The following is a 23922-nucleotide window of genomic DNA, read 5'->3' on the forward strand; positions in this document are numbered from 1 at the left end:
GCGCGCGCCTCGGCCCCGCGTCAACGCCGCCCTTGCGCGGCGTGCCCGCCCGGTGCTTCCTGCCTCGCGCGCGGAGGGGAGAGCCGATGGCGGACGCGATCGTGGTGGGCGGGGGCCTCGTGGGCGCCGCCATCGCCTATGGGCTGCAGCGCGAGGGGCTGGCCACCACGCTGCTCGACGAGGGCGATGTGGCGCTGCGCGCCTCGCGCGGGAATTTCGGGCTGGTCTGGGTGCAGTCCAAGGGTCTCGGCGCGCCGCACTACCAGCGCTGGACCCGCGCCTCGGCCGAGGGCTGGGCGGGGCTGGCGGGCGATCTCGCCGCCGCGACGGGGCTCGACTGCGGCCTCAGCCAGCCGGGCGGCCTGCACCTCTGCCTCTCGGACGCCGAGATGCAGGAGCGCGCGGACCGGATGGCGCGGATGAAGGCCGAGGCCGGCAACCACGGCTACGAGTACCGCATGCTCGATCGCCGGGAGCTGGCGGAGATGCTCCCCGGCCTGGGGCCCGAGGTGGCGGGCGGCTCCTTCACCCCCTATGACGGCCACGCCAACCCGCTGAACCTGCTGCACGCGCTGCACAAGGCCTTCACCGGGCTCGGCGGGCGCTACGTCCCCCATGCGGGGGTGACGGGGGGCCGCGCCGCCCCGCACGACTTCCACGTGGAGACGCCCGCGGGCGCCTTCCGCGCGGGGGTGATCGTGCTGGCCGCGGGGCTCGGCAACGCGGCGCTCGCGCCGCTCTTCGGCCTCTCGGCGCCGGTGCGGCCGCAGCGCGGGCAGATCCTCGTCACCGAGCGCGCGCGGGAGGTGCTGCCGCTGCCCACCACCACCATCCGCCAGACGCCGGAGGGCACGCTGATGATCGGCGATTCCCACGAGGAGGCGGGCTTCGACCTCTCGCAGAAGACCGAGGTGATGGCTGCCATCGCCGATCGCGCCGTGCGCTGCTTTCCCTGGATCGCGCGGTTGAACATCGTGCGCGCCTGGTCGGCGCTGCGGGTGATGGCGCCCGACGGGCTTCCGGTCTATGACGCTTCGGAGCGGTTCCCCGGGGCCTTCACCGCGAACTGCCATTCCGGGGTGACGCTCGCGGCCGCCCATGCGCGGCTGCTCGCCCCGATGATCGCGCGCGGCGCGCTGGATGCCGCGCTCGAGCCCTTCTCGGCCCGCCGCTTCGGGCCGGGATTCCCCGGCAGGGCGGCCGCCTGAGTCCTTGGCGACGCGGCGCGCGCCTGTGTAGAGAAGCCAGGAAGGCTGGAACAGAGACCTGCGCATGGATCGCCGTGTTGTCCTCGGGGGCCTCCTCGCCCTCGCCGCCGCGCCGGGTGTGGCCCGCGCCCAGGCGTCCGCGCCGGCCGCTCCCGCGCCCACGCGCACCCTGGCCGCCGGGCCCGAAGCTCTGCGCCGGCTGGGCGAGCGCCTGCTCCGGCTGGAGGAGGATGGGCTCGATCCGCGCTGGTATGGCCTCACCCCGGGCGCCACGCCCGATCCGCAGCAGATCGCCTCCGCCGCCGCTGGCGCGCTCACCGATCTGGTGCAGGGCCGCGCCGGGGTTCCCGCGGGCCGCGTGGACATCCGGCGCGAGTCCAACCCCGCCCTTCTGATGCGCTGGTTCGAGCAGATCATCGAGGCCGCCGAGCCCGCCGAGGTGATCGAGCGCGCCGCGCTGCATCATCCCGACATGGCCCCGCTGAAGGCGGCGCTGGCCGCCGCCAGGGCCCGCGCGGGCAATGCCTGGCCGCGCGTGCCCGAGATCCAGGGCCGCATCCTGGAGCCCGGCGCGACCGACCCCGCCCGCGTGCCGCCGATGCGCCAGCGCCTGGCGCTGACCGACCCCGCCTTCGCCGCCAGCCCGGGCGATGGCCCGATCTATGACGAGCGCCTCCAGGCGGCGGTGCGGCGCTTCCAGGCCGAGCGCGGGATAGACCCCACGGGCCGGGTGGGCCCCGTGACCTTGGCCGCGCTCAACCGCCCCGTCGAGGCCAGCGTGAACCAGCTCCGCGCCGCGCTCGACATGCGCCGCGGCCAGGCCGCGCCGGGGCGCGAGCGACGGGTGGAGGTGAACGTCCCCGATTTCCGCTTGGCGGTGATCGAGGAAGGCCGCGTGATCATGGAGATGGCCGTGGTGGTGGGCCGCCCCGCCCGCGCCACGCCCATGATCGTCACGCGCATGACCTCGGTGCAGTTCAACCCGCCCTGGGGCGTGCCGCAGCGCAACGCGCGCGAGGATCTCCTGCCGCGCCTGCAGCGCGATCCCACCGCGCTGCAGGCCCGCGGCTTCCGCATCTTCCAGCGCGTGGACGGCCAAGTGGTGGAGGTGGACCCCACCACGGTGAACTGGCGCGCGGTGAACCCGGACCGCTTTCCCTTCTTCATCCGGCAGGACGCGGGCGACGCCAACGCGCTCGGCCGGCTCAAGTTCAACATGCCCAACAACGACGACATCTTCCTCCACGACACGCCCGAGCGGCATCTGTTCCGCCGGGCGGACCGCGCCTATTCCTCCGGCTGCATCCGCCTCGAGCGGCCCATGGATTTGCTGATGCTGCTGCTCGAAGGCACGGAGGGCTGGAGCCGCGAGCGGGTGGACCGCACCCTCGCCAGCCGGCAGACCATCACCGCCGCGCTGCGCCGCCAGCTCCCCATCCGCCTCCATTACGACACGGTGCTGGTGGAGAACGGGCGCGTGCGCTCCCGCCCCGACCTCTACGGACTCGACGACGCCTATGTGCGCGCCATGGAGGCGCGCAGCCCGCGGGCGGTCGTCGCACGGGCCTGAGCGATGCGGCTCTTCGCCCATTCCTGCCCGGCCTGCGAGGGGCTGGAGGGTTTCTCCTGCCCCGAGGCCGAGATCGCCACGCGCCGCGCCTTCCTGGCCGGCGTCGGGGGGTTCGCCACCACCTTCCTCGCCGCCCCGGCCGTGGCCCAGGCGCTGACGGGCAGCACCCGGCGCATCGCCATCCGCCGTGTGCAGACGGGCGATTCCTTCGAGGGAATCTACTGGCGCGAGGGCCGCTACGAGCGCGAGGCGCTGCGCCGGCTGGACGCCATCATGCGCGACCCCGGCATGGACGAGGCGACCCCCATGGACCCCCGCCTCTTCGACGTGCTGGCGTCGGTGCGCGAGCGCCTCGGGTCCGACGAGGCCTGGCTCGTGATCAGCGGCTACCGCACGCCGGAGACCAACGCCAGCCGCGCGCGCCAGTCGCGCCGCGTCAGCCGCGCCTCGCTGCACATGTCGGGCATGGCGGCCGATTGCCGCCTGCCGGGGCGCGAGGCGCTGGGCATCGCCCGTGCGGCGGCCGACATGCAGACGGGCGGCGTGGGGCTGTATCGGCGCGACGGCTTCGTGCATCTCGACTGCGGCCCGGCGCGCCGCTGGTGAGCATGTTCCGCCGCAGCGGCCCCACCGACTGCACCATTGCCTGGGAGGGGCGCGAGATTCCCGCCCGGGCGGGCGAGCCGCTCGCCGCCGCGCTGCTGGCCGCGGGCATCGCCGCCTTCCGCGAGACGCCCGTGAGCGGCGCACCGCGCGGGCCGCTCTGCCTCATGGGCGCCTGCTTCGACTGCCTGGTGGAGGTCGAGGGCGTGCCCAACCGCCAGGCCTGCCTCGTCCCCGTCACGCCGGGGATGCGCGCCGCCCCGCAGCGGGGGGCGCGGGGGGCGTTGTGAGGGAGGTTCCGCTCATCATCCTCGGCGGCGGGCCTGCCGGCATGGCCGCGGCCCTCGAGGCGCGGGCGCGCGGCATCGAGGTTCTCCTGCTCGACGAGAACCTCGCTCCCGGCGGCCAGGTGCACCGCGCGGTGGGCGGCTTCCATCGGCCGGAGCCCCGCGCCCCGGGCGCGGCCCAGGCGCGCGAGGGGCTGCGGCTCATTGAGGCCTTCCGCGCCTCAGGCGCCGAGGCCCGCTTCGGCGCCACCCTCTGGGCGGTGGAGGAGGACCGCACCGTCACCTGGTCCGAGGGCGGGGTGGCGCATCGGGCGCGGGCGGGGGTGCTGCTGCTCTGCCCCGGCGCGATCGAGCGGCCGTTGCCCATCCCGGGCTGGACCCTGCCCGGCGTGATGGGGGTGGGGGCGGCGCAGATCCTTCTCAAATCCGCGGGGCTGCTGCCCGAGGGGCGGGTGTGGATGGCGGGGCAGGGGCCGCTGCTCTGGCTCTACGCCGCGCAGATGCTCGCCAAGGGCGGGCGCCTCGCGGGCATCCTGGACCTTTCGCCGCCGGGGGGCTGGAAGCGGGCCGCGCTCCATCTGCCGGCCGCGCTGACCGCGCCGGGCTATCTGCTGCGGGGGCTGGGCTGGATGGCGCGGGTGCGGCGCGCGGGCGTGCCGGTGATCCGCGCCCGGGCCCTGGCCGCCGAGGGTGGGGAGCGGCTGACGCACATTGTGTTCGACGGCCGGCGCGAGGCGGCCGAGCTGCTGCTGCTGCACGATGGCGTCGTGCCCAACACGCAGATCACCCGCGCGCTGCAGGGCTGCGCCCATCTCTGGGACGCCGCCCAGGCCTGCCTGCGGCCCGTGCTGGATGGCTGGGGCAACACCACCCGCCCCGGCGTGCTGGTCGCGGGCGATGGCGCGGGGATCGGCGGCGCGCGGGCGGCGGAGTTCTCGGGCCGGATCGCGGCGCTGGAGGCGGCGCGGCGGCTCGGCACGCTGACCGGCGAGCAGCGCGACGCGCTGGCCGGGCCGCTGCTGCTGCGCCGCCAGGCGGAGCTGGCGCCCCGGCCCTTCCTCGATGCCCTGTTCCCGCCGCTGCCGGCCGCGGACATCCCTGACGAGACCCTCCTCTGCCGCTGCGAGGAGGTGACGGCCGGGCGGGTGCGCGCCGCCACCGCGCTGGGCGCGCAGGGGCCCAACCAGCTCAAGGCCTATCTGCGCGCGGGCATGGGGCCCTGCCAGGGGCGCGTCTGCGGCCCGGCGGTTCACGCGGTGATGGCCGCCGCGCGCGGCGTGCCGCCCGCCGCGCTGGAGGGGCTGCGCACGCGCTTCCCCAGCAAGCCCGTCACGGTTGGGGAGCTGGCCTCGCTCGCTTGACGGCGGAGAGGATGGCCTGGGCCAGCGGCCCGGCCATCAGGGCCTGGGCGGCGCAGGGCAGGCGGCGGCGCCAGTTGGGGCGCTCGCGGTCCGTGCCGGGGAGGTTCACCGAGACGCGCTCCCCGGCCAGATCCTCGGCCTGGATCAGCAGCATGAGCGAGGGGGTGGCGGCCAGATGCGCGTGCAGCGCGGCGGCCAGGGCCTCCGTGAAGGGGCCCTCGGCGGCGTCCTCGGGCAGGGGCTGGCCCGCTTCCCGCAGGGCGGCGAGGATCTCCCGCCGCTCGGCGGCGCGCCCGGCGCGGGCGGTCTCGGCGGCGCCGGGCGGCATCAGGCCCAGCGCCTCGCGCTCGGCGATGTCCTCGCCCGCCCACCAGCCGGCGAGGGTGGGCAGGTCATGGGTGGCGAGGCAGGCCACCGCCTCGCGCGGCCAGCGCGCGGGGGGCGTGAAGCGGCCCTCCTCGCGCTCGAACCAGAGCACGCGATAGGAGAGAAGCCCGGCCTCGCCCAGGCGCTCCCGCAGCCCATCGGGCACCGTGCCCAGATCCTCGCCCACCACGGCGCAGCGGGCGCGGTGGCTTTCCAGCCGGATGGCGGCGAGCAGCCCCTCCATGTCCTGCGCCAGGTAGGCACCCTCGGCGGCGGGTGCGCCCTCGGGGACCAGGAAGAGGCGCCTGAGGCCGAGCACATGGTCGATCCGCAGCGCGGCGGCGTGGCGCATGTTGGCGCGGATCAGCGCGGCGAAGCCCGCATGGCCCTCGGCCGCCGAGGCGAGCGGATCGGGCGGCGGCACGCCCCAGACCTGGCCGAGCGGGCCGAGCGGGTCGGGCGGCGCGCCGATGGAGAAGCCCTCCAGGAAGGGCAGGGCGCGCGTCCAGGCCTCGGCGCCGTCGGGCGCGCTGCCCACCGCGAGGTCGCGGTAGAGCCCCGCGCCGGCGGCCGCGGCCTCGGCGAGCTGCCGATCGGCCAGGAATTGCAGGAAGATGTGGAACTCCGTCTCCTCCGCCAGCCGGGCGGCGAAGCCGGGCACCGCGCGATCGTCCACATGCGCGAGGCCGGCGGGCCAGCGGCGGTGATCGCCATGGCCGAGATGCTCCGAGAGCGCGGCGTGCAGCGCGAAGCCGCGCAGCGCCGCCCCGCCGGCGGCGCGGAAGGCCTGGAAGCTAGGGTCGCGCCGGTCGAAGCGCGCCCAGGCGGCGGCGAGGGTGGCGCGCTTCGCAGCCCAGGCCGCCGGGTAGTCCACCCAAGCCCCGCCCGGCGCGGCGCAGGGGCCGAGGCGGGCCGCGTCGATCAGCATGGGGTCGAGGAAGCGGCGGTCGCTGGGCTGGTAGGGGCTCGCGCGGGCGCGGTCCGCGAGGTGCAGCGCGTGCGGCGGCGAGAGGCCGAGCCACAGCGCGCCCTCGGCCGCGGCGGCGCGCGCGAGCTCCGCCACCGCCGTGAAGTCGCCCATGCCCTGCTCGGCCGCGTGGCGCAGGGCGTAGATCTGCGCGGTGAGGCCGAAGCGCGGCGCCTCCAGCGCGGAGGGGCGGAAGGCGCGGGCGGGGGCGCAGGTGATCCGGCACAGCGCGCCCGCCGCCTCCAGCCGGTGATGGCCGGGGGGCAGGGGGGGCAGGCGCAGCATCCCCTCCTCTGGCAGCAGCGAGAGCTCGCGCGTCTCGCCCCCCTCCAGGTGCAGGGTGGCGGAGAGCCGGCGCGTGGCGGAGCTGGGCAGGCGCGGGGCCACCCCCTCGGTCGCGGCGAGATGGGGCGGCAGCAGCGGCCTCTCCCGCCGTCGCGCCAGGCTGTCGCGCGCCTGGGCGGCGGTCTCGGCGGGCAGGCCCAGCGCGCCGAGCAGGGCGCGCACCGTGCCTTCGGGGACGCGATGGGCGGCGCCGGTCAGGTCGAACCAGACGGTCTCGATGCCGGCGGCGGCGGCGAGCGCGCCCAGCAGCGCCCCGTCCGGGGCTTCGGCGCGGCGCGGGGGCAGGGGGGACTCGGCCAGCAGCAGCACGGAGCGCGGAGCCATGCCCTGGGGGCCCTCCACCGCGCCCTCGCGCTCCGGATCGGCGCTGTCGGCGATCAGCGTCCAGTGATGGCCCCAGCGCGGCGGCGGCAGGGCGAGCAGCGCCGCGCCCCCGCCCTGGTGGAAGGCGGCGAGAACCCGGTCCTCCCCCTCGTGCAGGAGCATGGCGAGGCTCTCGGCCTGCTCCCAGCCCTGCATGGGCGCGCCCTCGAGGGTGAGCCAGGCCACGTCGCGCATGCCGGGCGCGACCTCCGCCCCGGTGAGCGGGCGGGTGGCGTGCAGGGCGGGGTGGGCGCGGCGGGCCGCCACCAGCCGCTGCGCGAAGCCGAGCAGCGCGGCGTCCGCCCCTTCCCAATCCATCCAGGAGAGGGCGTTGTCCTGGCAATAGGCGTTGTTGTTGCCCCGCTGCGTGCGGCCGATCTCGTCGCCCATGGAGAGCATGGGCGCGCCGCGCGCGATCAGCAGGCTCGCCAGCAGGGCGCGCGCGTCGGCGGCGCGGCGGGCGAGAATGGCGGGGTCGTCGCTCGGCCCCTCATGGCCGTTGTTCCAGGAGAGGTTCGCGTCGCTGCCGTCGCGGTTCTCCTCGCCATTGGCCTCGTTGTGCTTGCGCGCATGGGAGACAAGGTCGGCCAGGGTGAAGCCGTCATGGGCGGTGACGAAGTTGATCGAATCGCCCGGCCGCCCCGGCAGCGCGTCCGAGGAGCCGGCGAGGCGCGTGGCCAGCGCGCCCACCATGCCGCGATCGCCGCGCCAGAAGCGGCGGATGTCGTCGCGGAAGCGGTCGTTCCACTCGCCCCATCCGGGTGGGAATGCGCCGAGGCTGTGCTCGGCCACGTCCCAGGGCTCGGCGATGATGCGGCGCGTCGCCAGCACCGGGTCCTGGCGGATGCCGGCGAAGAGCGGGGCCATGGGGTCGAAGCGGCCATCGGGGTCGCGCCGGCCGAGGGTTGTGGCGAGGTCGAGCCGGAACCCGTCCACCCCGGCCTCCAGCGCCCAGTGGCGCAGCGCGTCCATGACGAGGCGCAGCGGCCAGGGCCGGTCGCAGGCCAGCACATTGCCGCAGCCGGACTGGTTGTGCCCCAGCCGGTACCAGTGCGCCTCGCCCAGCCCGCGCAGGTTGAGCGTGGGGCCTTCGGCGTCGCCCTCGCCGGTGTGGTTGAACACCACGTCGAGGATCACGGCGATGCCGGCGGCGCGCAGCGCCTGCACGGCGGCCCGCACCTCGGCCATGCCGCCGGGGGCGAGGCGCGGATCGGGCGCGAGGGGGCAGACCGGGTTGTAGCCCCAGTGGTTGGCGAGGCCGAGCGGCGGCAGGTGCCGCTCGTCGATCCAGGCGGCGCATGGCATGAGCTCGACGGCGGTGACGCCGAGCGCGACGAGATGGCCGATGGCCGCGGGGTGCGCGAGGCCCGCGAAGGTGCCGCGGATGCCCTTCGGGATCTCCGGATGGCGCATGGTGAAGCCGCGCACATGCAGCTCGTAGAGGATCAGCGGCCGGGCGGGCAGCGGCGCCCAGCCCGGCGCGGGCGCGGGCGCCTCCACGACGCATTTGGGCAGGTGCGGGGCGCTGTCCTCGCCCGGCGTGAACAGGCTCGGGTGCAGGCGCAGCGGCGCCTCGAGGCGGCGCGCCCATGGGTCGAGCAGCAGCTTGGCCGGATCGAAGCGGCCCAGCGCCACGGGGCCATCGGCCCGGAAGCCGTAGCGCGCGCCGGGGCCGAGCCCGGGCAGGAGCCCCTCGAACAGCCCGTCGCCGCGCGGGGCGAGGGGGGCCCGCAGCACCTCCTCGCCGTGCTCGAACAGGCAGAACCAGACGCGATCGGCCCCCGGTGCGGGCAGCGCCACCCGCAGCCCCTTGGGCCCGGGCGTGACGCCCGGCAGGCTAGCCACGCCCCGTCATCGCGCGGAACAGCGCGGCGTAGCGCGCGGCCGAGCGCGCCCAGGAGACATCGGTGGCCATGGCGTTCGCCACCAGCCGCGCCCAGGCCCCCGGCTCGCGATACAGGCGGATGGCGCGTTCGATGGCAGCCATCAGCATATCCTGCGTGACGGGAGAGAACTGGAAGCCGGTGCCCGCGCCCATGGCCAGCGCCATCTCGTTCGCGTCCATCACCGTGTCCGCGAGGCCCCCCACCCGCGCCACGATGGGCGGCGCGCCGTAGCGCAGCGCGCAGAGCTGCCCCAGCCCGCAGGGCTCGAAGCGCGAGGGCAGCAGGATGCAATCCGCACCGCCATAGACGAGCCGCGCGAAGCCCTCGTCGAAGCCGACGAAGCTGCCCACCCGCCCGGGGTTCGCTCCGGTGGCGCCATGCACCCGCTCCTCCAGCGCGCCCTCGCCGGTGCCGAGGAAGGCGATCTGCGCGCCGTTGTCGAGCACGGCCGGCAGCGCCTCCAGCGCGAGGTCCACCCCCTTCTGCCAGGTGAAGCGGCCGATGAAGGCGAAGAGGGGGGCATCAGGCTCGGGGGCGAGCCCCATGCGGGCCTGGAGTTGGCGCTTGTTCTCCGCGCGCGGCGCGGGATCATCGGCCGAGAAGTTGGCCGGCAGCCGCGGGTCGGTGGCTGGGTTCCACTCCCCGGTGTCGAGCCCGTTGAGGATGCCCGAGAGGTCGCGCGCGCGGCCGCGCAGCAGCCCATCGAGCCCCATGCCCCAGGCGGGGGTCCGGATTTCCGCGGCATAGCTGGGCGAGACGGTGGTGATGCGCGCCGCATACCACAGCCCCGCCTTGAGGAAGCCGACGCGGCCGTAATACTCGAGGCCCTCGGCGCGGAACGCATCGCCCGGCAGGCCCAGCAGGGGGAACACCTCGGGCGGGAACTGGCCCTGGAAGGCCAGGTTGTGCAGGGTGAACAGGCAGGGCAGCCGCGGGGCCTCGTAGCGCAGATAGGCGGGCAGCAGCCCGGCCTGCCAGTCATGCGCGTGCGCGGCGTCGAACCCCTCGGACTGCGCGAGGCTCGCCCCCGCGCGCGCCAGTGCGGCGAAGCGCGCGGCGTTGTCCGGCCAGTCCTCGCCCCAGGGCGCGAGGTAGGGGGAGCCCGCGCGGGCGAAGAAATGCGGCGCGTCGAGCGCCACGAGGCGCAGCCCCGCGGCCTCGGCGTGCAGCAGCCGCGCCGGCGCGCCCATCAATTCGGGCAGCGCGTCCACCCGGTGCACGGCCCCGAGCGCCTGCAGCACGGCCGGATAGCCGGGCAGCAGCGTGGTCACCTCCACGCCTTCCGGCGCGAGGGCGGCGGGCAGCGCCCCCACCACATCCGCAAGCCCCCCGGTCTTGACGAAGGGGAAGCACTCGGAGGCGACGGCCAGTACGCGCAGGGAGGCGCTCACGCGAGCCGGTCCAGCATGGCCTGGGTGATGAGGCAGATGCCCTGTTCCGTGCGGCGGAAGCGCGCGGCGTCCAGCGCCGGGTCCTCGCCCACCACGAGCCCCTCGGGGATGCGGCAGCTCCGGTCCACCACCACGCGCGATAGGCGCGCCCCGCGCCCCACATCCACGCCGGGAAGCACCACCGCCTCGTGCAGCCTGGCGAAGGAATGGACATGCACGCCGGTGAACAGCAGCGAGCGCCGGCAGGAGGCGCCCGAGATGATGCAGCCCCCGGCCACCAGGGAGGAGATGGCCTCGCCCCGCCGGCCTTCCTCGTCATGCACGAACTTGGCGGGCGGCACCACCTCGCTGTGCGTCCAGATGGGCCAGTCCTGATCGTAGATGTCGAGGGGCGGGACCACGTCCACCAGGTCGATGTTCGCCTCCCAGTAGGCGTCCACCGTGCCCACGTCGCGCCAGTAGGGCGCGGTCTCGCGCACCGAGCGCACGCAGCTCCGCTCGAAGCGGTGCGCCGCCGCGCGGCCGGTGCGCACGATGTGGGGGATGATGTCCTTGCCGAAATCGTGGCTGGAGGAGGGATCGGCCGCGTCGCGGCGAAGCTGCGCAATCAGGTAGGCCGTGTCGAAGACGTAGATTCCCATGGAGGCCAGCGCGAGATCGGGCCGCCCTGGAATGCCTGGCGGGTCGGCGGGCTTCTCGACGAAATCGGTGATCCAGGCCTCGCTGTTCACGGCCATGACGCCGAAGCCCTTGGCCTGTTCGCGCGGCACCGCGATGCAGGAGACGGTGACGTCCGCCCCCTGATCCACATGCTGCTGCAGCATGCGCTCGTAGTCCATCTTGTAGATGTGGTCGCCCGCGAGGATGACCATGTGCCGCGGCGCGAGATCCTCGATGATGTCGATGTTCTGGAACACCGCATCCGCCGTGCCGAGATACCAGTTGTGCTCGGAGACGCGCTGGCTCGCGGGCAGGATGTCGAAGCTCTCGTTGCGCTCGGCGCGGAAGAAGTTCCAGCCGCGCTGCAGGTGGCGGATGAGGCTGTGCGCCTTGTACTGCGTGGCGACCGCGACGCGGCGGATGCCCGAGTTCAGCGCGTTGGACAGCGCGAAGTCAATGATGCGCGTCTTGCCCCCGAAATAGACGGCGGGCTTGGCGCGCCGGTCGGTCAGTTCCATCAGGCGCGAGCCGCGGCCGCCTGCGAGCACGAAGGCCATGGCGGTGCGCGCCAGGGGGGCGGGGGCCAGCTCGCGGTCACGCATCTCGGGGCTCGTCTCTCTCCGGCGCCGGCCATTGTTCCGGAACGAGCATCAGCGTGGCAAGCGGGGGAAGCAGCAGCCGCGCCGAGGCCGGCTGGCCGAAGGCGGGCTCGGCCTTGGCCGTCACGCGACCGAGATTGCCGAGGCCCGAACCGCCATAAAGGCGCGAATCCGTGTTCAACAGCTCGCGCCAGGCACCCGGGCAGGGCAGGCCGGTCAGGTGGTGCTCGCGCGGGGCGCTCTGGAAATTGCACAGCACCGCGACTGGCGGCCCGCCTGCTCCGTCGAAGCGCAGCCAGCCGAAGGTGCAACCTGCCGCATCGTTCGCATCGGTCCAGAGGAAGCCCTCGGGCTCCGCATCGCGCGCGTGCAGGGCGGGCAGGCCGCGGTGCAGCCCGTTGAGGTCGCGTACCAGCGCCTGCAGGCCCTGGTGCGGGGCGTATTGCAGCAGCCACCAGTCCAGCTCGCGCGCCTCGCTCCATTCGCGCCACTGGCCGAACTCGCCGCCCATGAAGAGCAGCTTCTTGCCCGGGTGGCCCCACATGAAGGCGAGATAGGCGCGCAGCGTCGCGAAGCGCTGCCAGTCGTCGGCCCCCGGCCCGCCCGAGGGCAGACGCCCGAGCAGCGAGCCCTTGCCGTGCACCACTTCGTCATGGCTGAGCGGCAGGATGAAGCGCTCGTTGAAGGCGTACATCAGGCCGAAGTTCATCCACTGGTGGTGCCAGGGGCGATGCACCGCCTCCTTCGCCACGTAGCGCAGCGTGTCGTTCATCCAGCCCATGTTCCACTTGAAGTGGAAGCCGAGGCCGCCTTCCTCCACCGGCGCGGTGACGCCGCGCCAGTCCGTCGCCTCCTCAGCGATCATCAGCGCGCCGCGCCCCTCGGCGCGCACCAGCGCATTGATCTTGCGAAGGCAGGCGATGGCGTCGCGGTTGTCGTTGCCGCCATCCTCGTTGGGCGCCCATTCGCCGGGCCCGCGCGAGTAGTCGAGGTGGATCATGGAGGAGACCGCGTCCACCCTCAGCCCGTCGGCGTGGAAGCGCTCGATCCAGAACATGGCGTTGGAGGCGAGGAAGCTCTGCACCTCCGTCCGGCCGTAGTCGTAGACCGCGGTGCGCCAGTCGGGGTGGAAGCCGCGGCGCGGATCCGGGTGTTCGAAGAGCGGCGTGCCGTCGAACCAGGCCAGGCCGTGCGCATCCTGCGGGAAATGCGCGGGCACCCAGTCGAGGATGACGCCCAGCCCGGCCGCGTGGGCGGCATCGATGAAGGCCATCAGCCCCCGCGGGCCGCCGAGCCGCGCCGTGACCGCGTGCATCCCGATGGGCTGGTAGCCCCAGGAGGCGTCGAGCGGGTGCTCCATGACGGGCAGGAACTCGATGTGCGTGAAGCCCATGCCCTTGGCGTAGGGGATGAGGTCGGCCGCCAGCTCCTCCCAGTTCCAGAAACGCCCGTCGGGATGGCGCTTCCAGGAAGAGGCGTGCACCTCGTAGATCGACAGAGGTGCGCGCGGCCAGTCCGTCGCGGCGCGCCGCGCGAGCCAGGACTCGTCGCTCCACGCGAAGCCCTCGATGTCGGCGACGATGGAGGCGGTGTTGGGACGCAGCTCTGCGGCGAAGCCGAAGGGATCGGCCTTCAGCGGGAGCAGGTTTCCGTCGGGGCCGATCAGCTCGTACTTGTAGAGGGCGCCCGGGCCGACGCCGGGCAGGAAGATTTCCCACAGCCCGGAATCCACCCGCCGCCGCATGGGGTGGCGCCGCCCGTCCCAGAGGTTGAAGTCACCCACCACCGACACGCGGCGCGCATGCGGCGCCCAGACGGCGAAGCGCGTTCCCGCCACGCCCTCATGCGTGGTGGGGTGGGCGCCCAGCCGCTCATAGAGGCGCACATGCGTGCCCTCCAGCAGCAGGTGGTCGTCGAGCGGGCCGAGGGTGGGGCCGAAGGCGTAGGGATCGTGGATCTCCTGCGCGCCATCGGGGTAGTGCACGCGCAGCCGCCGGCATTCCTCTCGCCGCACGCCGGGCAGAAGGGCTTCGAAGAAGCCCTCCTCTCCGCGTCGCTCCAAGGGAAGGGCGCGGCCCTCCAGCAATGCCTCCACCGCGCGGGCGCCGGGGAGGAAGCACCGCCAAACCACGCCGCCCGGCGCTGCATGCGGGCCGAGCAGCGCGAAGGGATTCCCGTGCGTCGCCGAGAGCAGGGAGGCGAGCTCCTCCGCACTGGCGCGCAGGGCGCCCACGGGTTCAGCGCCCCACCGGAATGCGCCAGATCTCCTCGGCGTATTCGCGGATGGTGCGGTCGGAGGAGAACCAGCCCAGGCGCGCGGTGTTGAGGATGGCCGAGCGCCGCCAGCCGGGCTGGTCGGCCCAGCGCGCGTCCACCTCGCGCTGCATGGCGAAGTAGCTGTCGAAATCCGCGGTGACGAGGAAATGGTCGTGCTCGCGCAGCGTCTGCACGATCTCGTTGAAGCGGCCGCGGTCGTCGGGGGAGACGACGCCGGAGGCAAGCTGCTCCATCACCTGCTGCAGCCGGTAGGAGGCGGCGATGGCCGCCTCACCCCGCCACCCCTCGCGCCGACGCTGCTCGACCTCCGGCGTCTTGAGGCCGAAGATGAACATGTGCTCGGCGCCCACATGCTCGAGCATCTCGACGTTCGCGCCGTCCAGCGTGCCGATGGTGAGCGCCCCGTTCAGCCCGAGCTTCATGTTGCCCGTGCCCGAGGCCTCCATGCCGGCGGTGGAGATCTGTTCCGAGAGGTCGGCGGCGGGGATGATCATCTCGGCGAGGGAAACGTTGTAGTTCGGCAGGAACACCACCTTCAGCCGGTCGCGCACCGTGGGGTCGCGGTTGACGAGCCGGGCCACGTCGTAGGCCAGCTTGATGATGAGCTTGGCGCGGTGGTAGCTCGCCGCCGCCTTGCCCGCGAAGATCTTCACGCGGGGCTGCCAGTCCCGGTGCGGCTCGGCGCGGATGGCGTCGTAGAGCGCGAGCGTCTCCAGGATGTTGAGAAGCTGGCGCTTGTACTCGTGGATGCGCTTGATGTGCACGTCGAACATCGCGTTCGGATCCACCCGGACGCCGGTGCGCTCGCGGATCAGCTTCGCCAGCGCCTCCTTGTTCACGCGCTTCACATCGGCGAAGCGGGACTGGAAGGCGGCGTCCTCCGCGAGCGGCTCGAGCGCCTTCAGCGCCATGGGGTCGTCGAGGAAGGCGGGGCCGATGCTCTCGACCAGAAGCTCCGTCAGGCAGGGGTTGCACTGCTGCAGCCAGCGGCGGAACGTCACGCCATTGGTCTTGTTCGTGATCCGCTCGGGATCCAGCAGATGGAAGTCGCGGAACACCGTCTGCTTCAGCAGTTCGGAGTGGAGCGCCGAGACGCCGTTCACCTTGTGGCTGCCTACGAAGGCGAGGTGGCCCATCCGCACGCGCCGCCCGTGATGCTCCTCGATGAGCGAGACGGAGGCGAGCAGGCGGTTGTCTCCCGGATGCTTCGCCGCCACCTCGCCGAGGTGGACGGCGTTGATCAGGTAGATGATCTGCATGTGGCGCGGCAGCAGCCGCTCCATCAGCGCCACCGGCCAGCTCTCCAGCGCCTCGGGCAGCAGGGTGTGGTTGGTGTAGGAGATGGTGCCGCGCGTGATCCGCCAGGCTTCGTGCCACTCGATCCCGTGGTCGTCCACCAGGATGCGCATGAGCTCCGCCACCACGATGGCGGGGTGCGTGTCGTTGAGCTGGATGGAGACGCGCTCGGGCAGAGAGGTCAGGTCGCCATAGACGCGCAGGTGGCGGCGGATCAGATCCTGCAGCGCGGCGGAGGAGAAGAAGAACTCCTGGCGCAGGCGCAGCTCTTGCCCCTCCGGACTGTCGTCGGCCGGGTAGAGCACGCGGGAAATGGCCTCGGCGCGCGCGCGCTCCACCACCGCCCCCACATGGTCGCCGCGGTTGAAGGCGTCGAGGCGGATCGCGTCCACCGCGCGCGCGGACCACAGGCGCAGCGTGTTCACGTGCTGGCCGCGCCAGCCCACGATGGGCGTGTCATAGGCCACGGCGAGGACCGTCTCGGCCGGTTTCCAGACCTGCCGGACCTCGCCGTTCTCGCGGGTGATCTCCTCGACTGAGCCTCCGAAGCCGATGGTGTGGGCGATCTCGGGGCGCGCGAACTCCCAGGGGTTCTGGAAGTTCAGCCAGTCTTCGGCGTACTCGAGCTGCCATCCGTCGCGGATCACCTGGCGGAACAGCCCGTGGTCGTAGCGGATGCCGTAGCCGAAGGCCGGGATGCCGAGCGAGGCGAGGCTCTCCATGAAGCAGGCCGCGAGCCGCCCCAGGCCGCCATTGCCCAGCGCCGCGTCCGGCTCGCAGGCCTCGACCAGGGCGGGGTTGACGTCGAGCGAGACGAGGGCCGCGCGCACCTCCGCCATCAGGCCGAAGTTGGACATGTTCTCGCGCAGCAGCCGGCCGATCAGGAACTCGAGCGAGAGGTAATAGACCTGCTTGCGCCCCGTGTCGTAGGCGCTGCGCATGTCCTTCAGCCACTGCTCGATCACCCGGTCGCGCACGGCGAGCGCGGTGGCCATGAACCAGTCGCGGTCGAGCGCGCCGGCGCGGCTCTTGCCGATGTCGAAGGTGAGCTTGCGCAGGATGGCATCGCGCATGGCCTCGCCGCCGGTCTGTGCGGGGGCGGCGGCGACGGAATCGGGCGGCGTCACGTTCTGTGCTTCCTCACTGCCTTGGACGGCTCAGAGGGTGGCACAGCGCCACGGGGCGCCGGAAGTGGCTTTCGCGGGTCGCTCACCCCTGGGCGGCCAGGAAGGCTTCCGTCTCCGCGCGCGTGGCGGTGCGCCCGTCACGCGCCCGCAACGCTCCCGCCGCGTTGGCGAGCCTGAGCGCCTGCTCCACCTCCATCCCCTCGGCGAGGCCCAGCGCATAGGCGCCGTGGAACACGTCGCCCGCGCCGGATGTGTTGGTTGCCGCCACGGGGAAGGCGGGCATGTGGCGGGGCGTCCCCTCGCCGCGCCGCAGCCAGAGCACGCCCTGCTCGCCGCGGGTGACGGCGGCGAGCTCCGTCACGCCTTCGGAGACGGCCTTGCGCAGCGCCTCGACAGGCCGCAGCCCGAGCCCGTAATTGGCGAGGCCGGGCACCGAGAAGATGGCGTGCCGCACGCGGGGCGCGAGGTCGAGCAGCACGCGCGTCTCGCTGCGCTCGCCGTCCAGCACGGTGGGAACGCCCCGCACCTCGGCCTCGGCGCAGGCACGGGCCGCTCCCTCCGGCCAGCGCGGGTCGCAGAGCAGGGCGCCCGCCTCGGCCAGGCGGGCGATCGGCAGCCAGGCGGGGTCGGGATCGAGCCGCTCGCCGCGGAAGCCGAGGATCACGCGCTCGCCCATCCGGTCCACCAGTACGGCCGAGGTGGGGCTGACCGCGCCCGGGATCACGCGGATGTCGCCCGTCTCCACCCCTTCCTCGCGCAGCGCGCGGAGCAGCAGCCCGCCGTTGCTGTCGTCGCCCACCCGGCCCCAGAAAACGGCGCGCCCGCCGAGCCGGCGCACCGCGATGGCGGCGTTGGCGGCCATGCCGCCGGCGGTGAGGGCGTAGCCGCGCGCGCGCTCCTTCGCGGGAGGCTGGGGGATCTCGTCCACCCGGAACACATGGTCGGCCACCGCATTGCCGAGGCAGATCACGAGCGGGCGCGCGCTGTCGTCCAAGGGCATCTCCTTGCCGGGCTGCGCGCCCATGCTACGCAGCCGCGCGGGGCCTTGGCCACCATGCGGGCGTTGCCGGGCCCGCCGCCGCCCCGCATCATCGCGCCCAGGCAGGAGGGGAGGAGTGCCGCGATGACCATGACCGCAGCGGGGCAGGGCTGAACCATGGCCGCGCCCCTCGATCCCGATTGCCGGCGCCTGCTCGAGATGGCGCAGGCCGCGAACATCCCCGCCTACGAGACGCTGACGCCCGAGGCGGCGCGCGCCCAGTATGCCGGCGGCCGCAGCCGGCTGCAGGCGCCTCAGCCCACCGTGGCGGAGGTGCGTGAGCTGCGCCTGCCCTCGGGCCGGGCGGCGCGGCTGCTGCGCCCCCTCGGCAGCGCACCGGGCGAGGCGCTGCCGGGCCTCGTCTTCGCGCATGGCGGCGGCTGGGTCTTCGGCGACCTCGACACGCATGACCACCTGGCGCGCAGCCTGGCCAATGGCGCGGGCTGCGCGGTGCTGGCGGTGGACTACCGCCTGGCCCCCGAGCACCGCTTTCCCGCCGCGGTGGAGGATGTGGCCGAGGCGGTGCGCTTCGCCGCGGCCGAGGCGCGCGCCCTCGGCCTCGACGCCCGGCGCCTGGCCGTGGGGGGCGACAGCGCGGGCGGCAACCTTGCCGCCGTGATGGCGCTGATGGCGCGGGAGGGCGCGCTGCCGCCGCTCCGCTTCCAGCTCCTGCTCTATCCGGTGGTGGAGATGGCCCAGACCCACGATTCCATGGCGCGCTTCGAGGCCGGGGCGGCGCTGACCACGCCCGCCATGCGCTGGTTCCGCGCCCATTACGCGCCCGATCCCGCAAGCTGGAACGACTGGCGCGCCTCGCCCCTGCGCGCGGCGAGCCTCGCCGGCGTCGCGCCCGCCTTCGTGCTGACGGTGGGCCATGACCCGCTGGTGGACGAGGGGCGCGACTATGCCGCCCGGCTGGAGCGCGAGGGCGTGGCGGTGACGCATCTGCACGCGGCCGACATGATGCACGGCGTGCTGACCATGACCGGCTTCATCCCGCGCGCGGCGCTGCTGATCGAGGTGGCGGCGCGCGCGCTGCGCGAGGGGCTGGCCGGGGCCGGGGAGGGGGCGTGATGCGCTTCGAGGGCAGGGTGGCGGTGGTGACGGGCGCGGCCCATGGGCTCGGGCTCGACGCCGCGCGCGGCTTCGCGCGCGAGGGCGCGCGGGTGCTGATGGTGGACCGCGACCCCGCGGGCCATGAGGCGGCCGCCGCGCTGCGCGCCGAGGGCCATGACGTGCGCTTCCGCGCCGCCGACGTGACGCGCGCGGCCGATGTGGCGGCCTATGTGGAGGCGGCGCTGGAGGCTTGGGGCGCCATCCACTGCTTCTTCAACAACGCCGGCATCGAGGGCGAGGTGAAGCCCCTCGTCGAGCAGGAGGAGGCGGTGTTCGACGCTGTGCTGGCGGTGAACGTGAAGGGCGTCTTCCTCGGTCTGCGCCATGTGCTGCCGGTGATGCGCGCGCAGGGGCAGGGGGCAGTGGTGAACACGGCCTCCACGGCCGGGCTGGTGGGCTCGGCGGGGCTCTCGCCCTATGTCGCCTCCAAGCAAGCGGTGCTGGGGCTGACGAAATCCGTCGCGGGTGAGGTGGCGCGGGAGGGCGTGCGCGTCAACGCCATCTGCCCCGGCCCCACCGAGACGCGCATGATCCACTCGCTCGAGGAGCAGGCGGCCCGGCGCGGCGCGAACGACCCGGCCGAGCGCTACCGCGCGGCCATCCCGATGGGGCGCTACTGCCTGCCCTCGGAGATCACGGCGGCGGTGCTGTTCCTGTGCTCGGAGGCGGCCTCGGGCATCACGGGCGCGCATCTGCAGGTGGACGGCGGCCGGACGGCCTGCCCGATGGGGAGCGCGATGCGATGAGGCGGTGGTGCTGAAGGAAGTGGCGCGCCCGGGAAGATTCGAACTCCCAACCCTCAGATCCGTAGAATGCCCGCCGCCTTCGCCATTGCGGACCCCGAGCCGCCAAAAACCGCCAAAAAGCTTGCTTTCCGAGAGGTGACCCTCTTACTCTCTCGCCAGTGAACGCCGTAAACTGCCATTGCGGACCCGCTTTCGGGGTCCGCACGGGGTCCGCAAAAGGGGAGTAAGAGGGTCTATGCCGAGCCTGACTGATAGGACCGTTGCGGCCCTGTCAATCCCGGAGGGCAAGCGCGAAGCGTGGCTGTCTGACGCCGTGGTGAAAGGGCTTCGCCTGCGCGCCACCCCCGGCAGCAAGACATTCTTCGTGTGCTGGACCGACCGCGCGACCGGCGAGCGCCGCCGCGAAAAGCTCGGCGCGTGGGGCAGCATCACTATCGAGCAAGCCCGCGACGCCGCCCGCATCGTCATGGGCAGGATCGCCGCTGGCGCGGACCCGGCCGCCGAGCGCGCCGCACGCGCTGCGGAAGCCGCCCGACGCAAGGCCGAGGCCGCCCGCGCCGCAAGCGAAGCCGCCTTCACGCTCGACGCGCTACTGACCGACTGGCAAGCCCTGCATCTGTGCAACCGCCGCCCGCGCTACGCCGCCGAGGCAACCCGCGCGATGCGCGCAGCGTTCAAGGCGCATCTGGCCACGCCCGCGGCGGCGCTGGACCATGCCGCCGTCCTTCGCGTTGTGGACGGCTTCACGAAGGCCGGTAAGCCCACCACGGCCGGACTCATCTTGCGCTACGGCTCGGCCTGCTACGGCTGGGCCGTGAAGCGGCGGCGGCTCGCCCACAATCCCTTCGCGGGGCTGCCCAAGCCCGACCACAAGGCCGAGCGCGACCGCGTTCTGACGGATGCCGAGATCGGCGAAGTCTGGCGCGCGGCGGGCACGCTGCCCGCGCCCTACGGCCCCGCCGTCAAGCTGCTGCTGCTGACGCTCGCCCGCCGCGACGAAGTGAACGGCATGACCTGGGGCGAGATCGCGCCCGACCTCTCCGCGTGGACGCAGCCGCCACGCCGCACGAAGAACGGCGAAGCGCACGTGGTGCACCTTGCCGCGCCCGCGCGCGCGCTGCTGCGCGATCGGCTCGGCATCGCGCCCGACGCGCCATTGCCCGCGCTGCCCCCCTCGGACGCGCTTGTGTTCGGGGTGCTGCACGGCGGCGCGCTGCGCCCGATCGGCGGGCACAACTGGGTCAAGCGCGAGCTCGACAAAGCGATTGCGAAGGAGCGCGCGACGCGCGGTGCCGAACCAATGCAGCCATGGGTGCTGCACGACTTCCGCCGGACGGGCGTGACGTGGCTTGCCGGCGCGGGCTTCCCGCCGCACGTCGCGGACAGGCTGCTGAACCACACGCAAGGCGCGATCAATGGCGTGGCGCGCATCTACCAGCGCAACCAGTTTCTGCCCGAGCGCGCCGCCGCGCTGGACGCATGGGCAGCGCACGTGCTGGCGATGGGCGAAGGCGCGCCCATGCCTGCGGTGGTGGTGCCGCTGGAACGCCGGAGGGCGCGCACGTGAGCCGCCCTTCGTCGCGGCTCCGCTTCGCCGATCTGCGCTCGAACGACCTGCCCGAACTGCTGCGCGACTTGCAGCGCGCCGAGACGCCGGAGGACTGGCGCGAAGTGCTGGCGCGCGCCGTGGACGAGCTCGCCTACTGCCATTTTGCGCGCCCGCGTGACTGCGACCCGCCCGAGCGGCACCGCGAATGGACGCTGGCGCGCATCAAGCTGGCCGAGGTGATCCGCGCGGGCTTCGCGCCGCCGCCGCGCCGGGCGCGGGAGGTGTTCCGCGCCGAGCGCGACGCGCGCGACATAGCGGTGTTCGGCAAGTGCCGCACGCAAGCGGAGGCCGTGGATTTCCTGATGTTCGCGCGCGGGATCACGAGGGAGGCCGCGCGCAGCCGCGTGCGCCGCGCGATGAAGGCCGGACTCGTGCTTGAGGCCGCGCCCCGCTTTGGGCGAAAGCCACCCACTAAAGACCGTTAGCGCGCGCGCGCAGCGTGTGACTAATGGCTAGCCCCGGCGGCGCACGGCGCGCCGCGCTTTGAAGGGGCACCGTCATGAGGCTTTTGACCGAACATGAAGCCGCCGAGCTGCTGCGGGTCGCGCCGCGCAGTTTGCAGCGGTGGCGCGCGACAGGGGACGGCCCGCGCTTCGTGCGGCTGGGGCTGCGCCGGGTGGCCTATGCAGAGGCCGACCTTCTCGCGTGGGCTGCCGCGCGCAGCTTCGCGCATCGCGCGGATGAAGTCGCCCGCAAGCGCGCCGCCGCAAAGTGAAACGCCGTCCGCGAGGCAAGCGCGGACGGCGAGGCACACGAAGGATCAACGGAGCAGATCCATCGTGCCACGACGGGCGCGAAAAATCCACCGCGGGCGACGGCTTGGAGCCGCCCCCATGCAGCAGAAAGAGCCTCTACCCGAGCTGGCCCAGCGCCTCGCCGAGCGCGCGCCCGAGCTGGCGCTTGCGCTGCTCGGCGACCCCAATCAACGCGGCCGCACCGAGTGGCGCTGGGGGCGCCGCGGCTCTCTGGCCTTGGTGATCGCAGGCCCGAAGCGCGGGCGCTGGCACGATCATGAGGCCGGCCAGGGCGGCGACATGCTGGCGTTCATCGTGCGGCAGCGCGGCGGCACGCTGGCCGATGCGGCCCGCTGGGCGCGCGCCTGGCTGGGCGAGGCCGCGACCCGCCCGGAGCCGCAGCCGCGCAAGCCGCCGCCGGCACCGGAGCCGGTGCCGCGCGACACGGCGCGCCTCGCGCTGGAAATCTGGCACGGCGCGCGAGAGAGCATCGCGGGCACGCCCGCCGAGAAATACTTGCTCGGGCGCGGCCTGGACCCGGCGCGGCTGCCGCCGCACGCCGGGCTTGCGGGCTGGCCGCCCGCCCTTCGCTGGCACGCGGGGCGCGAGGGGCTGGTGATCGGCGTCAATGGCGCGGCAGACGGCCTGATCCGCGCCGTGCAAATCGTGCTGCTGCGCCGGGATGGCGCGCCCGTGCTGCGAGATGGGCGCAAGATGAGGCTGACCCTCGGCTCGCTGCGCGGCAACGCCGTGCGCTTCGCGTGGCAGTGCGACCCGCGCGGCCGATGGGCGCTGGCGGAAGGCGTGGAAACCGCGTTCGCCGCCTCGATGCTGCTGCAATGCCCGGTCTGGGCGAGCCTGGGGGCGAGCAACCTCCCGTGCGTCAAACCGCCGCCCTGGGCGCGCGAGTGCGCCATCGTCGCAGACCATGATGCGGCCGGCCTTCGCGCCGCCGAGCTGGCAGCCGCGCGCATCGCGGAAGGGGGGCTGCCGGTGACCATCATCCGCCCGAGCGCGCCGGGCGCGGATGCGGCGGACCTGGTTGCGGAGGGGGGCCGTCATGTCGCTTGAACTGCCCCCGGGGCTTGGGGTGCACGTGCCGGCCGCCACCACGCCTGCCGCCGCTGCCGCTGCTGCGCCGACGGGTGCGGCGCGCCGCCTGCGGTGCTGGTCGCTCGCCGCCTGCGCCGCCGCGCCGCCGCGCGGATACATCATCAAGGGGCTGATCGCGCCCGCCGACCTCGGCATCCTGTTCGGCGTGCCCGGATCAGGCAAAAGCGTGCTGGCACCCTTCCTGGCACACGCGGTTGCGACGGGCCGGAGCATCTTCGGGCGCCGGGTGCGCCGCGCGCCGGTGCTCTTTGCGGCAGCCGAAGATGGCGCGGGAATGCTGCGCCGCGCCGCCGCGCTGCGGCAGGCGCACGGCGACACCCCGGACTTTCACGTGGTCGCCGATCCCATTGACCTGCAAGGCGACGGGGTGCACGAGCCGCCCGACTTGCTGGCGCTGCTGGACGCGGCCGAGCGGACGCGCGCCGAACTGATTGTGCTGGACACGCTGGCGCGCGCCTTCCCGGCCCTGGATGAGAACGACGCCCGCGCCATGGGCCGCGCGGTGCGCCTGCTGCGGCGGCTGTGCGAGGGCGGGCGGGCGCTGCTGGTGGTCCACCACGGCGCCAAGGCCGGAAGCAGCAACGGCACGGGCGGCGCGACGCCGCGCGGACACGGCATCCTGAACGGCGACGCGGACGTGACGATGCGCGTTGAGGTTCCGGAGGACCGCGAAGCGCCGCGCACGGTTCATCTCGGGAAGAACCGCAACGGCACCACGCTGGAGCCGCTGGCGTTCACGATCCGCGCCGAGGCGCTCGGGGTCGATGAGGACGGCGACCCGATTACCGCGCCGGTTGCCGAGGAGGCCGAAGGCGACGCCCCGCGCCGGGCGCGCCTGTCGCCGCGCGAGCGAACGGCACTCGCCTTCCTCCATGACGCCATCGCGGACGCCGGCGAGCCCCTGCCCGCCGCGTGGCGGATGCCCGCCGGGCTGCGCGGAGTGCCCCTGACGCGCTGGGGCGCCGAGTGCGAGCGGCGCGGGCTGACCCTCTCGGACAACCCGAAAAGCCGTCGCGACATCTTCAACCGCGTGGCCGCGACGCTGCGCGACAAGGGGCTTGTCGCAACCCGCGACGGCTGGGCTTGGCCGACATGACGCCGCGACAGCCTGCGACAGCCCGCGACAGGCGCGCGACAAGGCGCGACAACGCAGCGACAACCTTCGCAAGGGCACCCCGCGACGCGCGCGACGAGCGACAACCCCCTTTAGGGGTGTCGCTTGTCGCCGCCGAGCCCCGGCCGGAAAAATCCGTCGCAGC

Annotated in this window: 18 protein-coding genes; 12 read left to right on the top strand and 6 right to left on the bottom strand. The window is 73.8% G+C overall.

Going from position 1 to position 23922, the window contains the following annotated elements:
- Positions 1–86 precede the first annotated feature (86 nt).
- The 5 genes from H596_RS0106045 (at position 87) to H596_RS0106065 (ending at position 5029) form a co-directional block, all read left to right on the top strand.
- Complete coding sequence (locus tag H596_RS0106045) at positions 87–1208, top strand: NAD(P)/FAD-dependent oxidoreductase (RefSeq protein ID WP_051212464.1); 1122 nt, start codon at positions 87–89, stop codon at positions 1206–1208.
- Positions 1209–1272: 64 nt separating this feature from the next.
- On the top strand, positions 1273–2778 hold the full coding sequence (locus H596_RS20335) for a L,D-transpeptidase family protein (RefSeq protein WP_051212466.1): 1506 nt from the start codon (positions 1273–1275) through the stop codon (positions 2776–2778).
- 3 nt (positions 2779–2781) lie between these two features.
- The gene (locus H596_RS0106055) at positions 2782–3384 is read left to right on the top strand and encodes a DUF882 domain-containing protein (RefSeq protein WP_051212468.1); all 603 of its coding nucleotides are present in this window, start codon (positions 2782–2784) and stop codon (positions 3382–3384) included.
- 2 nt (positions 3385–3386) lie between these two features.
- Positions 3387–3671: a (2Fe-2S)-binding protein gene (locus H596_RS0106060; protein ID WP_027284128.1), complete on the top strand. Its 285-nt coding sequence runs from the start codon at positions 3387–3389 to the stop codon at positions 3669–3671.
- Positions 3668–5029 (top strand): (2Fe-2S)-binding protein, encoded by a 1362-nt coding sequence (locus H596_RS0106065; protein ID WP_027284129.1) that lies wholly within the window; start codon positions 3668–3670, stop codon positions 5027–5029. Before H596_RS0106060 ends, H596_RS0106065 begins: the two co-directional genes overlap by 4 nt.
- On the opposite strand, the gene glgX is transcribed toward H596_RS0106065, so the two are convergent.
- The 6 genes from glgX to H596_RS0106095 form a co-directional block, all read right to left on the bottom strand.
- A complete protein-coding gene (gene glgX / locus H596_RS0106070) occupies positions 4998–8915 on the bottom strand; it encodes a glycogen debranching protein GlgX (protein WP_027284130.1) in 3918 nt (1305 codons plus the stop codon). The genes H596_RS0106065 and glgX overlap by 32 nt on opposite strands.
- The gene (glgA, locus tag H596_RS0106075; RefSeq protein WP_027284131.1) at positions 8908–10335 is read right to left on the bottom strand and encodes a glycogen synthase GlgA; all 1428 of its coding nucleotides are present in this window, start codon (positions 10333–10335) and stop codon (positions 8908–8910) included. Before glgA ends, glgX begins: the two co-directional genes overlap by 8 nt.
- A gap of 8 nt (positions 10336–10343) precedes the next feature.
- A complete protein-coding gene (glgC, locus tag H596_RS0106080; RefSeq protein ID WP_027284132.1) occupies positions 10344–11609 on the bottom strand; it encodes a glucose-1-phosphate adenylyltransferase in 1266 nt (421 codons plus the stop codon).
- Complete coding sequence (gene glgB, locus H596_RS20340) at positions 11602–13839, bottom strand: 1,4-alpha-glucan branching protein GlgB (RefSeq protein WP_051212470.1); 2238 nt, start codon at positions 13837–13839, stop codon at positions 11602–11604. Before glgB ends, glgC begins: the two co-directional genes overlap by 8 nt.
- A gap of 4 nt (positions 13840–13843) precedes the next feature.
- A complete protein-coding gene (locus tag H596_RS0106090) occupies positions 13844–16306 on the bottom strand; it encodes a glycogen/starch/alpha-glucan family phosphorylase (RefSeq protein ID WP_027284133.1) in 2463 nt (820 codons plus the stop codon).
- Positions 16307–16388: 82 nt separating this feature from the next.
- Entirely contained in the window at positions 16389–17300 is a 912-nt protein-coding gene (locus H596_RS0106095; protein WP_169579847.1) for a PfkB family carbohydrate kinase, read from the bottom strand.
- Positions 17301–17462: 162 nt separating this feature from the next.
- On the opposite strand from H596_RS0106095, the gene H596_RS0106100 reads away from it, so the two are divergent.
- The 7 genes from H596_RS0106100 (at position 17463) to H596_RS0106130 (ending at position 23759) form a co-directional block, all read left to right on the top strand.
- The gene (locus H596_RS0106100; protein WP_027284135.1) at positions 17463–18419 is read left to right on the top strand and encodes an alpha/beta hydrolase; all 957 of its coding nucleotides are present in this window, start codon (positions 17463–17465) and stop codon (positions 18417–18419) included.
- Positions 18419–19207, top strand: a complete 789-nt coding sequence (locus tag H596_RS0106105) for an SDR family NAD(P)-dependent oxidoreductase (protein ID WP_037300222.1) — start codon at positions 18419–18421, stop codon at positions 19205–19207. The genes H596_RS0106100 and H596_RS0106105 overlap by 1 nt, the downstream gene beginning before the upstream one ends.
- A 235-nt stretch (positions 19208–19442) precedes the next feature.
- Positions 19443–20774 carry a tyrosine-type recombinase/integrase gene (locus tag H596_RS0106110; RefSeq protein ID WP_027284137.1) on the top strand — a complete coding sequence of 444 codons (1332 nt, stop codon included), beginning with the start codon at positions 19443–19445 and terminating at the stop codon, positions 20772–20774.
- Positions 20771–21241 (top strand): hypothetical protein, encoded by a 471-nt coding sequence (locus tag H596_RS0106115; RefSeq protein WP_027284138.1) that lies wholly within the window; start codon positions 20771–20773, stop codon positions 21239–21241. The genes H596_RS0106110 and H596_RS0106115 overlap by 4 nt, the downstream gene beginning before the upstream one ends.
- 74 nt (positions 21242–21315) lie before the next feature.
- A complete protein-coding gene (locus H596_RS23765; RefSeq protein WP_051212476.1) occupies positions 21316–21531 on the top strand; it encodes a helix-turn-helix transcriptional regulator in 216 nt (71 codons plus the stop codon).
- A gap of 64 nt (positions 21532–21595) precedes the next feature.
- Positions 21596–22621: a toprim domain-containing protein gene (locus H596_RS0106125; protein ID WP_169579848.1), complete on the top strand. Its 1026-nt coding sequence runs from the start codon at positions 21596–21598 to the stop codon at positions 22619–22621.
- Positions 22611–23759, top strand: a complete 1149-nt coding sequence (locus H596_RS0106130) for an AAA family ATPase (RefSeq protein ID WP_169579849.1) — start codon at positions 22611–22613, stop codon at positions 23757–23759. Before H596_RS0106125 ends, H596_RS0106130 begins: the two co-directional genes overlap by 11 nt.
- Positions 23760–23922: the final 163 nt, after the last annotated feature.

This window comes from Rubritepida flocculans DSM 14296, from assembly GCF_000425365.1.
Classification (GTDB): Bacteria; Pseudomonadota; Alphaproteobacteria; order Acetobacterales; family Acetobacteraceae; genus Roseococcus; species Roseococcus flocculans.